We start from the raw sequence: 13,531 nt of genomic DNA, 5'->3' as shown, positions 1-13,531 counted from the left end.
CGGTAGGCACCCGTCCCGCCGCCGACCACGGGCGGCACCGTCCGAGGTGGAGCAACGATGCCGTCCTCGCCCGCCCGTACCGCCCGCCGCCTGCTGGCCGCCGGCGTCGCCCTGATCCTCGCGGCCGGACTGGCCGGGGCCGCCCCGGCCACCGCCGCCCCGGACCGCCACTCCGACGGCTCCCAGCCGCTGCCCGGCTACACGATCAGCAACCCGCCGCTGGACCCGCTGGTGGTGGACGGCCGGCCGACCAGCGTCCGGCAGGGCGTGCACCGGCACGCCGGCTACATCGTCGAGGTGCCCGCGCGGTGGAACGGCGACCTGGTGCTCTGGGCGCACGGCTACCGCGGCCAGGAGAAGGTGCTCTCCCCCGAGCCGCCCGGCTTCGGCCTGCGGCAACGGCTGATCGAGCAGGGGTACGCCTGGGCGTCCTCCTCCTACTACAGCAACGGCTTCGACATCCGCTCCGGGGTGCTCAGCACCAAGGACCTGGCCACCCACTTCGGGCGGCTGGTCGAGCGGCCGCACCGGACCTACCTGGCCGGGGTGTCGATGGGCGGCTACATCATCGCCCGCTCGCTGGAGCAGTACCCGGGCTTCTACGACGGGGCGCTGCCGATGTGCGGGGTGCTCGGCGACCAGACGCTGCTCGACTTCTTCCTCGACTACAACCTGGTCGCCCAGGCCCTCGCCGGGGTGCGGGCGTACCCGACCCCGGCCGACTACCTGACCAACGCGGTGCCCCGGATCCAGCAGACACTCGGCCTGGCCGGGCTCACCCCGACCGGCCCGGACACCACCAACGACCTGGGCAAGCAACTGCGCGCCATCACCGTCAACCGATCCGGCGGCCCGCGACCCGGCGCCGACGCGTCCTTCGCGATCTGGAAGGACTTCCTCTTCGCGATCAGCACCACCAGCGGCGGCGACTCGCCCGCCCAGCGCCCCGGGCAGCTCGCCACCAACCTGTTCACCCGGTACGCCCCGAACTCCCCGGTCGACGTGAACGCCACCGTGCAGCGCGTCGCGCCGGAGAACCTGCGCCAGCGGCTCTCCCCGACCCTGACCGAGGTGCCACGGATCGCCGGCCGCCCCACCGCGCCGGTGGTCAGCCTGCACGACCTCGGCGACCTGTTCGTGCCCTTCTCGATGGAGCAGGCGTACGCGCGGGACGTGGCGAAGCACGGCCGGAGCCGGCTGGTGGTGCAGCGGGCCATCCGGGCGGCGCAGCACTGCGAGTTCACCCCGGCCGAGGCCGGCGCCGCCTGGGACGACCTGGTGTCCTGGGTACGCCACGGCAAGCGGCCCCTGGGCGACGACGTGACCGACGCGGCGGTGGTCGCCGCGCCGGACTACGGCTGCCGGTTCAGCGACCGGGCCGCCTACGCCGCCGGCGTCGGCACCCGCCGCCTCTACCCGGCCTGCTGAGGCACCCTGGGGCGGGGGCGTCAGTGCGGCGTGCGCAGCCCCGCCTCGATGGCGCCCCGCATGCCCAGGTAGCCGACGATCCGCTGGTGGATCCGGGCGTAGTGGGTCCGCTGCCCGGCCGACAGCCGCGGATCCGTCATGGCCGCGGCCAGGTCGACCACCCGGGCCACCGGCCGGTACTCCATCCAGGTCGGCAGCACGGTCACGTCGGTCACCTCCCACCGTCCGGTCGCGGTGCGGCGGAAGGTGAACTCCGGCACCACGGCGTCCTGCGTGTTCTCCGGCGAGCCGTCGCCGAACCGGGTGGTCAGGTTGCCCATCCCGTAGGCGACCCACTTCGAGCCGATCTTCTCGAAGGGCTGCACCACGTGGGCGTGGTGGCCGACGATCAGGTCGATCTCGTCCGAGCCCAGCAGGAGCCGGGCGAGGTCGAGCTGGTCGCCGTTCGGCTCGTTCTGGTACTCCGTACCCCAGTGCAGGGAGAGGATGACGATCTCGGCGCCGGCCGCCCGGGCACGCCGGGCCTCGGCGAGGATGGCGTCCTGGTCGATCCGGTTCGCCGCCCACGGCCGGCCCGCCGGCAGCTCGATGCCGTTGAAGCTCAGGGTGTACGACAGCTGCCCGACCTTGACCCCGGCCACGTCCAGGACGTTCGGCCGGGCGGCCTCCGCGGCGCTGCGGGCCGTGCCGGTGTAGCGGAGCCCGACCCGGTCCAGGTTGTCCAGCGTACGGGCGATGCCCGCCACTCCCGTGTCGAGCGAGTGGTTGGAGGCGGTGGAGCAGGTGTCGAAGCCCGCCCAGGCCGCCGCGTCGGCCAACTGCGGCGGCACGCTGAAGGTCGGCCAACCGGTGAACGGCCCCTCGGGTTCGGCCAGCGGCGTCTCCATGTGGCAGATGGCGAGGTCGGCGGCGCTGACCCGGGGGCGGACCGCCGCGAGCACCTCGGTGAAGTCGTGACCGTCGCGGCCGTTACGCCGGGCGTCGAGTGCGGCCTGCTCGGTGAGCGGCGGGTGGACCAGCAGGTCACCCGCGGCCACCACGGTCAGCTCGGTACGCGGTGCCGGCGCCGCGCTCGCGGTTGCCGGCGCGCTGTTCGGCACCCGGGTATCGACCTGCCGTTCCGGCGCGTCGCAGCCGGCGACGAGCAGAACGACCAGCAGCACGATCCTGACCTTTGCCTTCATGGCGGACATACTGCTGCCCGGGCCCGGGCTCGGGTGGGCAAACGCCGAAGGCTCCCTCCCCGGAGTGGGGAGGGAGCCTTCGGCAGTCCTTCATGTTCTGTTGGGTTGTCAGTTGTTCCAGTGCTCGGCGACGAGGTCGGCGGCCTGCTGCTCCCACTGGGCGTAGTGGAACGGGTAAGCCGACACCTGCACCGTCTGCGCGGCCTTGGTCAGCGGCATGTCCTGCCAGCCGTCGACCTGCTTGAGGCCCTTCAGGAACGCCTTGGTCGAGTACTCGGGGTCGGTGATCTGCTCCACCGTGCCCCAACCGCTGGACGGGCGCTGCTGGAACAGGCCCTGCGAGTCGTGGTCATTCCGGTCACCCAGGTGACCCAGGTTCTCCAGCTTCGACTCCTGCAGCGCGGTAGCGATCGCCACCACGGCGGCGCGCTCGTCCATGTCGGACTTCTTCGTCGCCGCGATGATCGCCTTCACGTTCGCAACCTGCTCACCGTCGAGGTCGATGCGCGACTGCTCACCCTGCACACCATGCGGAATCAGCTTCGCCTTGTCGACACCCGGCTTGTCAGCCTGCACCACGGCAACCGGCTTCACGGCCTCGACCGAGGTGGTGTCAGCGTTCGTGGCGGGGCCAGCGGCGATGCCACCGGCGAAGGCCAGACCAGCAATACCCAGAACGCTCTTACGCATGATCGTGTTCATCACAAAGCTCCTTCGGGGGATGACGCCACCAGCCCAAGGGGGACGGGCCATAAGGGGCGCAAGCACCATCAGGCGCTCAGAAAGACTCAGGGGAAGAACTACTCGGCACTCTCGCGGGGCGGGGGATGCCCTGGCCGGTGCCAGATGCCCGGCAAACCTGCGGGGCGGGGGTGCCCTGCGCGGCCGGACTGTGTGTAACGACCGCCAGCACCCCATCATTCCGGGGCCAGAACCCTCACCCGGCTCTGCCGGGCGGGGCGTTGCTGCGATCGCCGGGGGATGTAACGACCGCCAGCCCGCCGTCATTCCGGGGGCCGCGACCCGGTCGGCCGGAGCCGGACGGGGTGTTGCTGCGATCGCCGGGGGATGTAACGACCGGCCGCCCGCCATCATTCCGCCAGGCCCCGGGCCGGCCGTGCCGGCGGCGTGCCCTTGCTCGATCGTCCGCATGATGTAACGCCCCCGACCCGGCCCCGATTCCACCACCCGGATGCCACCGGTCACACCCACAAACCCGACAAACACCCCACCAACAGGTCTGGCCAACCGCCCTGCCGCAAGGCTGGACGGCGTGATCGACACCATGTCGCCGATATGAGGCCATCCCGGACGGGTCGATACCGCCACATCGGCGAAACGACGACAGGGCCCACACGCCCACGGCGGGTCCGCACACTCGATGCCCCGGATGCGCGGAATGTCCGGATGCCACGTGGACGTGGGGTTGCCTCACCACCGGGAAGACGCAGCCAGGCAGATCCTGGCGAGGTGGGTCAAGCACCGGGAAGAAGCAGCCCGGCGGATCCGAGCCGGGGGTGGGTCATTGAGGAACGAGCGTGATACCTCAGGGGCATATTGATGACTCAGAGGTATCAACCTCCCGGACAACATGCCCAGCCCCGACGACACACCCGACCCGACCAGCGGCCGAACCCCGCAGGACGGGCAAGCAAACCGGACATCTGCGTGGACAGCCACGCACGGACCCGGACCACAACTGTGGCGCCCACCGTGATCGCGAAACGATCTCGAACCACAACAAAGGTGCGCCGGGCCGCGAACCGACGGACGCACCCGCACCACAGCAGAGCGCCCTCCCCGACCATCCGAGCGGAACCCGGACCACAACCAGGCGCCCGCCGCGACCACGAAACGCACCCGCTCACGACAAGAGCGCGCCCGCCGTGACCGCGCGGACGGACCTGGACCACGACGGGGGTGTGGCCCGCCGTGACCGGCGCAGGGATCAAGCCTGACCGCCCGGAGCCGGTCACGGCGGGCCACACCCCCCACCGCAACCACCCACCCACCGCAAGCGAACCCCCAACGCAGGGATCAAGCCTGATCACCCGAGGCCGAGCACGAACAACAAGCCCGCCAAAGAACAGCCGGCAACCGCCGCAGGAAGGCCCCCGGGAGAAGCGAACCGGCCGGCCCCCGTGCGGGGACCGGCCGGTTCGTCATGCGGTTGTCACCAGAGCTGCGCGACGATGTCCGCCGCCTGCTCCTCCCACTGCGCGTACGCGAACGGGTAGGCCGAGACCTGCACCGTCTGCGCCGCGGCGGTCAGCGGCAGGTCCTGCCAGCCGCCGACGTTCTTGAGCGCGGTGAAGAACGCCGTCGAGGCGTACTCAGGGTCGGTGATCTGCTCCGGCGAACCCCAACCCGACGACGGCCGCTGCTGGAACAGGCCCTGCGAGTCGTGGTCGTTGTACGCGCCCAGGTGGCCGAGGTTGTACAGCTTCGACTCCTGCAGCGACGTCGCGATGCCGATCACCGCGCCGCGCTCCCCCACGCCGGTCTTCTTGGCCACGTCGATGATGGCCCGGGCGTTGGCGAGCTGGGCGTCGTCCAGCGGGATACGCGACTGAGCACCCTGCACGCCGTGCGGGATCAGCTCCTCGCGGGTGGGCTTCTCGGCGGCCGGCTTGACCGTGGTGCCGCCGGTGGTCAGTGCGGACTCGTCGGTCCGGTCGGTCTTGGCCCGGCCGGTGGCCTTCTCGATCGCCGCCACGGCACCCTCGTGCGGGCCGGTGGTGATCGGTGCCGCCGCGGCCGTCGGCGCGAGGGCCAGGCCACCCAGGGCGGCCACGCCGGCCACGCTGAGTGCGGTCTTGCGGTACGAGTCGTTCGCGATCTTGCGGTACGAGTCCTTCGCGATGGCGGGGAGCCATCGAGTGAAGTCGACCTTCACGATGGTTGCCCTTTCGATCGTGAAGCGCTCCGGTTGAGCACCTCTCGGGGGATCTCCGGTGCCGGAGAAGAGGTTTGCGCTCCGGCGGTACGGGGGACACAACCAGCTTCACGTGTCGGTCATTCCGGATATGCGCCGAGCGGCGTCGGCTGCGGCCCAGGTCACCGGACACCGGGGCGGAGACGCGCCCAGCAGCGACCACACCGGGATCGAACGGACATGGTCCGTGGCGGCCATCATCGGCCAGACAGGGCAGAACCGGCACGGACGCCCTGGTGCGTGCGGCGCAAGCCCTTGGGGGCCGGACCGGCCACGGACGCCCCGATCGACTCAGTCGGCGTACGGGGCCCCGAACCGGACCAGGACGTGCCAGAGCTGCTTGAGGTGCTGCAGGGTCACCGCGGTGGGACCGCGGTCCGCCCAGCGCGCCGGGTCGGTCACCACGGAGACCGCCGCCCGGCCGATCAGCGCGGCGTCGACCGGTTCGCCCGGCCGGGCGAACTCGGCGTGCACCCGGGCGGCCAGCGGTGGGATGGCCGGCCCACGGAACTCCGGGTCGATCTTGTCCACCGGCAGGGCGAAGCCCCGGTGCCAACAGAGGGCGAAGCCGTGCCGCCGGGCGATCCCGGCCAGCGTCGCGCCGGCCTCGGTGCCCCGGAACGACGGGTCGACGACCACCGCCTCCACGTCCCGGCCGAGGTCGAGGTCCCCGTGGACCTGCGCCTCGATGTAGTCGTCCAGGGCCCGGCCGGCCGCGCCGGGCGACCACGCCGCGTCCTCCCGGCGGCGCAACAGCTCCCGCACCAGGGCTACCGTGTCCATCCCCGGCCGGCCGAGGCTGGTCCCGGTGCCCTCGGTCGCCGCGATCAGGGCGGCCAGCACCGGCTCGAACACGTCGACGGTGCCGAGGTCCCGGGGACCGAGGTGGCTGTCGCCGAAGCAGAAGGTGGCCCGGGCCAGCACCTCCGGGCGCAACCGCAGGTGACACGAGCCGAAGCGGGGGCAGGCGCCGTCCGGGTGGTCGAGCAGGTTCAGCCCGCCGTACTTGGGCCGGTCGGTCAGGGGCACGCCGGGCGCCTGGTAGGCGCCGCCGAACAGCGACTCCTCCCACCGGTCCCGGTCGCCGCCCGGGTACGCGGTCAGCCCGCCGTTGGAGATCCGGGTCTCGAACTGGCTGCGGTAGATCCCCTCGTCGGCCAGCGCCCCGGCGACCGTACGGCCGTCGGCGAGCAGCCGGTCGGGGTGGAAGTTGAGGGTGAGCCGCCCGTGCCGGCCGATCGCGGTGATCAGCTCCTCCGGCTGGTGGGTGACGCCCGATCCGGCCAGCGCCCGGGCGATGGTGGCCAGGGCGGCGGGGCGGTCCCGCAGCGCGGTCCGCCGGACGTGGTCGAGTGCGGCGCGCTGCGCCGGGGTGAGGGTCACGGGGGCGATTGCCGGGGCTCCGACGGGCTGCACGCCGACGATCATCCCCACGCCCGCCGGTGCGGCGCATCCCGATTTCCCGACCGGTTCCGGGCCGACGGGGCCGGTGGCGTCCGGTGCCGCGGTCGTGGCGGGGGTGGTCGGGACGACCGGCCGGGGCCGGCCCGCGCGGCGACCGCTCACCGTCCGGTCACTCCTCGCGGGCGCGGTCGGTGCCGAACCCGTCGAGGGTCGTCCGCTCGTCGGCGTCGAGGAGTTCCTGGAAGAGGGTGATCTGCAGGCCGGCCGGGGCGTCGAGGCGGGAGTTCAGGGACTGCCACGGTGTCACGGTGGGCGGCGCGATCTCGGTGGCACCGGCGGCGACCAGCCGGTCGGTCGCCGCCCGGCTGTCGTCCACCTCGAACGCCACCCGGAGCTTCGGGGCCACCTGCCGCCCCACCTCCACCTCGTCGATCATCCGCTTCTGCGCCGGGTTGGCAATCTCCAGCGTGGCCCGGCCGGCGTCCAGGATCACCACCCGCGCGTCCCCCTCGCCGGTGAACGCCGCCTGCTCCGGCAGGCCCAGCGCGTCGCGGAAGAACGCCACCGCCGCGGCGTAGTCCTCGGCCTCCACCACCAGGCGGAGTTGACGTACGGCGGGCGGACGGGTGTGATCATCGGCCATGACCGGGGAGCCTACCCAGTACGACGACAGGTCGGTGGTCAGGTCGCCGGCCAGGCCGGGCTACAGTGAGGGGCTCCGACCGGAAGGCGATGAGGTGACTGCTGCCGACGTGGCCGACCAGGTGGTTCACGACCGCCTGGGGCGTTACGGCCGGTTCGCGCGGATCGGTGCCGCCGGCCGGCCCGCGACGCGCGCGACGGCGACCGACCCCGCCGATGGCACCCCGGCCGGGTCGGGACGGACCGCATGACGGTGCCGGACGGGACAGCGCCGGCCGCCGGGTTCGTCCACGAGGGGCTCTTCTACCGGGACGCCGACGACCTGCTGGCCGGCACGGTCCCGTTCGTCGAGGGCGGGCTGGCCGCCGGCGAACCGGTGCTGGTCGCCATGCCGGGGGCCAACCTGCGCCGGGTCCGCGCGGCGGTGGGCGGCACCGAGCGGGTGCGCTGGGCGGACATGACCGAGGCGGGCCGCAACCCGGGGCGGATCATCCCGTGGGTGCTGCAGGCGTTCGCCGACCGGCATCCCGGCCGGCGGGTGCGGATCATCGGCGAGCCGATCTGGGCCGGGCGCAGCGAGGTGGAATATCCGGCCTGCGCCCAGCACGAGGCGATGATCAACGCCGCGTTCGCCGGTCGCGCGGCGACCATCCTCTGCCCGTACGACGTGGCCGCGCTGGACGACGTGGCGCTGGCCGACGCGTGCGTCACGCACCCGGTGCTGGTGGATCGCGCGGGGCGGCGGCCCAGCCCGGACTACGCCCCGGCGGAGGTGGTGGCCCGTTACAACGCGCCGCTGCCCGCGCCCGCCGAGTCGACCGCGGCGCTGGCCTACCAGGTCGACACGCTCTCCGACGTACGCCGGTTCGTCGCCGACCACGCCACGGCGGCCGGGCTGGCCGCGGACCGGGTGGCGGACCTGCAGATCGCGGTCACCGAACTGGCGACCAACAGCGTCGCGCACGGCGGGGGCGGCGGGGTGCTGCACGTGTGGCGAACGGCCGCGCACCTGGTCTGCGAGCTTCGTGACCACGGCTGGCTGGCCGACCCGATGGCCGGGCGGGTGAACCCGGCGGCGGACGGCGTCGGCGGGCGGGGGCTGGTCATCGTGCACGCGCTCTGCGACCTGGTGCGGCTGCACACCTCCCCGGCCGGGACGGGGGTCCGGCTGTTCATGCGGCGGACGCCATGACCGACGACGCCTTCCTGCTGCGTCCGGTCGGGCGGGTCGCCTCGCCGCTGACCGACCCGGCGGACGCGCCCCGGCAGGGCGACGAGGGCGCGCCGGAGGCGTACCTGGACTTCACGCCGGAGGTCGCCACCGCCCTGCGCGACCTGCGCGTCGGCGCGGAGGTGCTGGTGCTGACCTGGCTCGACCGGGCCCGCCGGGACGTGCTGGCGGTGCACCCGCGCGGCGACGCGTCCCGGCCGGAGACCGGGGTGTTCAGCACCCGGTCGCCGCACCGGCCGAACCCGATCGGCCTGCACCGGGTACGGGTGCTGGCGGTGGACGGGCTGCGGGTGCGGGTCGCCGACCTGGAGGCGCTGGACGGCACCCCGGTGCTGGACGTCAAGCCGGTGCTGGGTCCGCCCGACGAACGCTGACCCGGCGCTCAGTGGCCCCGGGCCAGCCACTCGTCGAGGTGCGGCGCCTCCGCGCCGACGGTGGTGCTCTCGCCGTGGCCGGTGTGCACGACCGTCTCCGGGGGCAGGGTGAGCAGCCGGTTCCGGATCGAGTCGATGATCGTGCCGAAGTCGCTGTACGAGCGACCGGTGGCGCCCGGCCCGCCGGCGAACAGGGTGTCCCCGGTGAACACGGCATCGAGCGCCGGCGCGTGGAAGCTGCACGCGCCCGGGCTGTGCCCGGGGGTGTGCAGCACGGTCAGCGCGACGCCGGCCACCTCGACGGTGTCGCCGTCGCGCAGTTCGCCGCCGGGTGACTCGTCCGGGTGCACCTGGTCCCAGAGCACCCGGTCGGCGGGGTGCAGCAGCACCGGCGCGCCGGTGGCCCGGGCCAGCGCCGGGGCCACCCGGACGTGGTCGTCGTGGGCGTGGGTGGCGAGGATCGCCCGGACCCGCCGGCCGCCGACGACGGCCAGGATCGCGTCGACGTCGTGCGGCGCGTCGACGACGACGCACTCGGTGTCGTCGCCGACCACCCAGACGTTGTTGTCCACGTCGAAGGTCTGGCCGTCCAGCGAGAAGGTGCCGGCGGTGACGGCGTGGTCGATCCGGGCGGCCATCAGAAGACCACCACCGAGCGGAGCACGTCGCCGCGGTGCATCCGCGCGAACGCCTCCTCCACCTGGTCGAGCGCGATCTCCTCGGTGACGAAGGCGTCGAGGTCGAGGCGGCCCTGCAGGTAGAGCGCGGTGAGCATGGGGAAGTCGCGGCTGGGCAGGCAGTCGCCGTACCAGCTGGACTTGAGGGCCCCGCCGCGGCCGAAGACGTCCAACAGCGGGACCTCGACGGTCATCTCGGGAGTCGGCACGCCGACCAGCACGACGGTGCCGGCCAGGTCGCGCGCGTAGAACGCCTGCTTCCAGGTCTCCGGCCGGCCGACCGCGTCGATCACCACGTCGGCGCCGAAGCCGCCGGTGGCGGCGCGGATCGCCTCGACCGGATCCTCGGCGGACGCGTTCACGGTGTGGGTGGCGCCGAACCGGCGGGCCCACTCCAGCTTCCGGGCGTCGGTGTCCACCGCGATGATGGTGGTCGCCCCGGCCAGCGTCGCGCCGGCGACCGCCGCGTCGCCGACCCCGCCGCAGCCGATCACCGCCACCGAGTCGCCGCGGGTGACCCCGCCGGTGTTCATCGCCGCGCCGAGGCCGGCCATCACCCCGCAGCCGAGCAGCCCCACCGCGGCGGGCCGGGCGGCCGGGTCGACCTTCGTGCACTGGCCGGCGTGGACCAGGGTCTTCTCGGCGAACGCGCCGATGCCGAGCGCCGGGGCCAGTTCGGTGCCGTCGGTGAGGGTCATCTTCTGCGCCGCGTTGTGGGTGGCGAAGCAGTACCAGGGCCGGCCGCGGCGGCAGGCCCGGCAGACGCCGCAGACGGCCCGCCAGTTGAGCACCACGAAGTCGCCCGGGGCGACGGCGTCGACGCCCTCCCCGACCTCCTCCACGACGCCGGCCGCCTCGTGGCCGAGCAGGAAGGGGTAGTCGTCGGTGATGCCGCCCTCGCGGTAGTGCAGGTCGGTGTGGCAGACCCCGCAGGACAGCACCCGCACCACCGCCTCGCCCGGCCCCGGGTCGGGCACCACGATGGTGGTCACCTCGACGGGTGCGCCTTTGCTGCGGGAGATGACTCCCCGGACCTGCTGGCTCACGGTCTCCTCCTGCTCCGCGGCGCCACGCGCCGCCGTGGTGTCGGGATCCGGCGCCACCGCGCTCCGGCGACCCGGTGGATCAGGCTCTCGGGCGAAACTACCGCCGATCACCACCGGCGGCCCAGAGCCGCGCGGCGGTTATCCCGGCGCGGTGTGGGTAGGCGGGGGCACGATCCTGCCGTCGGACGGGAGTGCGCCATGAAGGTGAGCCATCTGCCGCTGCGTGTGAGCATCGGCGCGTTCATCCTCAATTCCGGGCTGAGCAAGCGGACGCTGGAGGGTGAGGCGGCACAGGGCATGCACGGGATGGCCGTCAACGCCATCCCGCAGCTCAAACAGTTCCCGCCGGACAAGTTCGCCCGGCTGCTGTCGGGGGCCGAGATCGCGCTCGGCGCGGCCCTGCTCGCGCCGTTCATCCCGTCGGCGCTGGTCGGCCTGGGGCTGACCGCGTTCGCCGCCGGCCTCACCCAGCTCTACCTCGCCACGCCCGGGATGCGGGAGCAGGGCAGCCTGCGGCCGACCCAGCAGGGCATCGGCCTGGCCAAGGACGTCTGGATGCTCGGCGCCGGTCTGACCCTGGTGCTGGACGGCCTCACCCACCGCCGTCGCTCCTGACCGGGCGACCCGGCCGCGGACCGGACCGGTTCAGGGCGCCGTCGCCGCGGGCGGGACGGCGAGCGCCTGCGCGGCGACCTGCCGGCGGGCCGCGTTGCGGTAGCGGAGCACCTGCACCGCGCCGAGCGCCCAGAGCAGGTACTGCGCGGCGAAGGCCCACCGGAAGGCGGACAGGTCGGGGGTGGCCCGGCCGGCCGGGGTGGCCAGGTCGAGCACCACGCCGACCACCAGCACCAGGGTGATCGAGGCGACGAAACCGCCGACGTTCACCACGCCGGTGGCGCTGCCGATCCGGCTGACCGGGTTGAACGAGCGCGCGTAGTCGAACCCGATCAGCGAGCCGGGGCCGTTCAGCGCGAGCACCAGCACCAGCGTCACCAGCAGCCAGCGCGGCGCCGGGCCGGGCCAGAGCAGGACCACCGCCCAGACCGTCGCGCTGCTGCCGGCGATCGCGAAGACCAGCACCGACCGGTGGAACGGGTGCCGGGCGCAGAAGTGCGCGATCGCCGGCCCGGACACCAGCATGGCGACGGTCATCAGGGTGAGCAGCGACGCGGCCGCGGTCGGCGTCAGCCCCTGCCCCTGCACCAGGAAGGGGTAGCCCCAGAGCAGGGCGAACACCGAGCCGGAGAACTGCGTGACGAAGTGCGTCCAGAGCCCCAGTCGGGTGCCCGGCTGCGCCCAGGCGGCGGCGAGTTCCCGACGCACCGTCGCCAGGTCCGGCGTCGGGCCGGCGGCCATCTCGCGGTCCGGGGTGTCCCGGACCGCCACCACGACCAGCAGCAGCAGCGTCGCGCCGAGCGCCGCCGCGACCAGGAAGGCCGGGGTCCAGCCGGCCCGGTGCAGCAGCGCCACCAGCGGTACGGCGCCGAGGATGGCGCCGAACTGGCCCAGCGTGCCGGTCAGCTGGGTCAGCATCGGGTAGCGCCGGCCGGAGAACCAGAGGGCCACGATCCGCAGCACGCTGATGAAGGTCATCGCGTCGCCCAGCCCGATCAGCACCCGGCCGGTGACCGCCAGCCACACCTCGGTGGCGAGGGCGAAGCAGAGCTGCCCGGCGACCATCAGGGCGCCGCCGGCGATCAGCAGCCGGCGCGAGCCGTACCGGTCGAGCAGCACGCCGACCGGCACCTGCATGGCCGCGTACACGGCGAGTTGGGCGACGGAGAAGGTGGCCAGCGTGCTGGCGTTGATGTCGAAGCGGTGCGCGGCGTCGACCCCGGTGACCCCGAGCGTGCTGCGGTGGAACACCGCCCCGACGTACGCGCCCAGCGCGACGCCCCAGACCAGCCAGCCGGATCGGCGCCGGGCTGCCGTTGCGGCGGTCACCGCAGCGTCCGCAGCACGGTGGCGGCGTTGTCGATGTGCGCCGCGACCGTGTCGAGCCAGCGTTGCGGGTCGTCGCCGTCGAGGGCGGCGAGCTGGGCGGCGTGCTCGGTCAGCGCCACCTCGGCCCAGCCGGGCGAGAGCCGGAAGCTCGCCTCCCCCATCCGCAGCTGGCGGTCCCGCAGCCGCTGGTACAGCTCGGCCAGGATCTCGTTGCCGGCGGCGTCGACCACGGTGGCGTGGAAGGCGCGGTCGGCGGCCATCAGCGTGGTCAGGTCGCCGGCGGCGTGCGCGGCGCGCATCTCGGCCAGCCGCGCGGCGAGGTCGGCCCGCAGCGCCGCCCGGCGGGGCCAGACCCGCTCGGCGGCGTGCAGCTCGACCAGCCGGCGGGCTTCGATGACGTCGGTGATCTCCCGGGCGGAGACCGGCCGGATCAGCGCGCCCCGCTTCGGGTAGAGCCGGACCAGTCCCTCCGCCTCCAGCCGCAGCAGCGCCTCGCGTACCGGGGTGCGGGAGACGCCGGTGACCTCGGCGATCTCCCCCTCGCTGACCAGCTGGCCGCCCGGGTAGAGCTGCTCCAGGATGGACCGCTTCAGGTGTCGGTAGGCCCGCTCGGCCGCCGAGGTCACGGTGGTCGCGGCCGAGGGATGCGTCATGTATCTATGATCC

14 protein-coding genes are annotated in these 13,531 nt (G+C 73.5%); 5 read left to right on the top strand and 9 right to left on the bottom strand.

Translation table 11 applies throughout. The features are described from left to right. Window positions 1–57: 57 nt before the first annotated feature. Window positions 58–1,428, top strand: a complete 1,371-nt coding sequence (locus GA0070609_RS10430; protein ID WP_088993621.1) for a hypothetical protein — start codon at window positions 58–60, stop codon at window positions 1,426–1,428. Window positions 1,429–1,448: 20 nt separating this feature from the next. Here GA0070609_RS10430 and GA0070609_RS10425 read toward each other — a convergent pair whose 3' ends face one another. From GA0070609_RS10425 to GA0070609_RS10405, 5 genes are all read right to left on the bottom strand, one after another. After that, window positions 1,449–2,612, bottom strand: a complete 1,164-nt coding sequence (locus tag GA0070609_RS10425) for a CapA family protein (RefSeq protein ID WP_088993620.1) — start codon at window positions 2,610–2,612, stop codon at window positions 1,449–1,451. Window positions 2,613–2,720: 108 nt separating this feature from the next. After that, on the bottom strand, window positions 2,721–3,314 hold the full coding sequence (locus tag GA0070609_RS10420) for a hypothetical protein (protein WP_088993619.1): 594 nt from the start codon (window positions 3,312–3,314) through the stop codon (window positions 2,721–2,723). Between the two features lie 1,471 nt (window positions 3,315–4,785). Further along, window positions 4,786–5,508: a hypothetical protein gene (locus GA0070609_RS10415; RefSeq protein ID WP_088993618.1), complete on the bottom strand. Its 723-nt coding sequence runs from the start codon at window positions 5,506–5,508 to the stop codon at window positions 4,786–4,788. 330 nt (window positions 5,509–5,838) lie between these two features. Continuing rightward, window positions 5,839–6,975: a DUF3626 domain-containing protein gene (locus tag GA0070609_RS10410; protein ID WP_088997638.1), complete on the bottom strand. Its 1,137-nt coding sequence runs from the start codon at window positions 6,973–6,975 to the stop codon at window positions 5,839–5,841. A 145-nt stretch (window positions 6,976–7,120) separates the two neighbouring features. After that, window positions 7,121–7,594 carry a VOC family protein gene (locus tag GA0070609_RS10405; RefSeq protein ID WP_088993617.1) on the bottom strand — a complete coding sequence of 158 codons (474 nt, stop codon included), beginning with the start codon at window positions 7,592–7,594 and terminating at the stop codon, window positions 7,121–7,123. Between the two features lie 94 nt (window positions 7,595–7,688). Between GA0070609_RS10405 and GA0070609_RS33110 the strand changes: the two genes are divergently transcribed. From GA0070609_RS33110 to tsaA, 3 genes are read left to right on the top strand one after another with little or no spacing between them, the layout of a single operon-like run. Beyond that, window positions 7,689–7,844, top strand: a complete 156-nt coding sequence (locus GA0070609_RS33110) for a hypothetical protein (protein ID WP_157748108.1) — start codon at window positions 7,689–7,691, stop codon at window positions 7,842–7,844. Beyond that, complete coding sequence (locus GA0070609_RS10395; protein WP_088993615.1) at window positions 7,841–8,785, top strand: sensor histidine kinase; 945 nt, start codon at window positions 7,841–7,843, stop codon at window positions 8,783–8,785. The genes GA0070609_RS33110 and GA0070609_RS10395 overlap by 4 nt, the downstream gene beginning before the upstream one ends. After that, window positions 8,782–9,198 (top strand): tRNA (N6-threonylcarbamoyladenosine(37)-N6)-methyltransferase TrmO, encoded by a 417-nt coding sequence (gene tsaA / locus GA0070609_RS10390; protein WP_088993614.1) that lies wholly within the window; start codon window positions 8,782–8,784, stop codon window positions 9,196–9,198. The genes GA0070609_RS10395 and tsaA overlap by 4 nt, the downstream gene beginning before the upstream one ends. Window positions 9,199–9,206: 8 nt before the next feature. On the opposite strand, the gene GA0070609_RS10385 is transcribed toward tsaA, so the two are convergent. Together GA0070609_RS10385 and GA0070609_RS10380 are read right to left on the bottom strand one after the other, a co-directional pair. Beyond that, window positions 9,207–9,836: an MBL fold metallo-hydrolase gene (locus GA0070609_RS10385; RefSeq protein ID WP_088993613.1), complete on the bottom strand. Its 630-nt coding sequence runs from the start codon at window positions 9,834–9,836 to the stop codon at window positions 9,207–9,209. Then, complete coding sequence (locus GA0070609_RS10380; protein ID WP_088997637.1) at window positions 9,836–10,921, bottom strand: S-(hydroxymethyl)mycothiol dehydrogenase; 1,086 nt, start codon at window positions 10,919–10,921, stop codon at window positions 9,836–9,838. The genes GA0070609_RS10385 and GA0070609_RS10380 overlap by 1 nt, the downstream gene beginning before the upstream one ends. Before the next feature lie 198 nt (window positions 10,922–11,119). Here GA0070609_RS10380 and GA0070609_RS10375 point away from each other — a divergent pair, with 198 nt between their 5' ends. Next, on the top strand, window positions 11,120–11,536 hold the full coding sequence (locus GA0070609_RS10375; protein WP_088993612.1) for a hypothetical protein: 417 nt from the start codon (window positions 11,120–11,122) through the stop codon (window positions 11,534–11,536). A gap of 30 nt (window positions 11,537–11,566) precedes the next feature. Here GA0070609_RS10375 and GA0070609_RS10370 read toward each other — a convergent pair whose 3' ends face one another. Next, window positions 11,567–12,865, bottom strand: coding sequence for an MFS transporter (locus GA0070609_RS10370; RefSeq protein ID WP_231928616.1), 1,299 nt, complete (start codon window positions 12,863–12,865; stop codon window positions 11,567–11,569). Next, complete coding sequence (locus GA0070609_RS10365) at window positions 12,862–13,518, bottom strand: GntR family transcriptional regulator (protein WP_088993611.1); 657 nt, start codon at window positions 13,516–13,518, stop codon at window positions 12,862–12,864. The genes GA0070609_RS10370 and GA0070609_RS10365 overlap by 4 nt, the downstream gene beginning before the upstream one ends. Between the last annotated feature and the right edge of the window lie 13 nt (window positions 13,519–13,531).

The organism is Micromonospora echinaurantiaca (assembly GCF_900090235.1).
Taxonomy (GTDB): domain Bacteria; phylum Actinomycetota; class Actinomycetes; order Mycobacteriales; family Micromonosporaceae; genus Micromonospora; species Micromonospora echinaurantiaca.
This window is presented reverse-complemented; position numbering and strand designations above follow the sequence as displayed.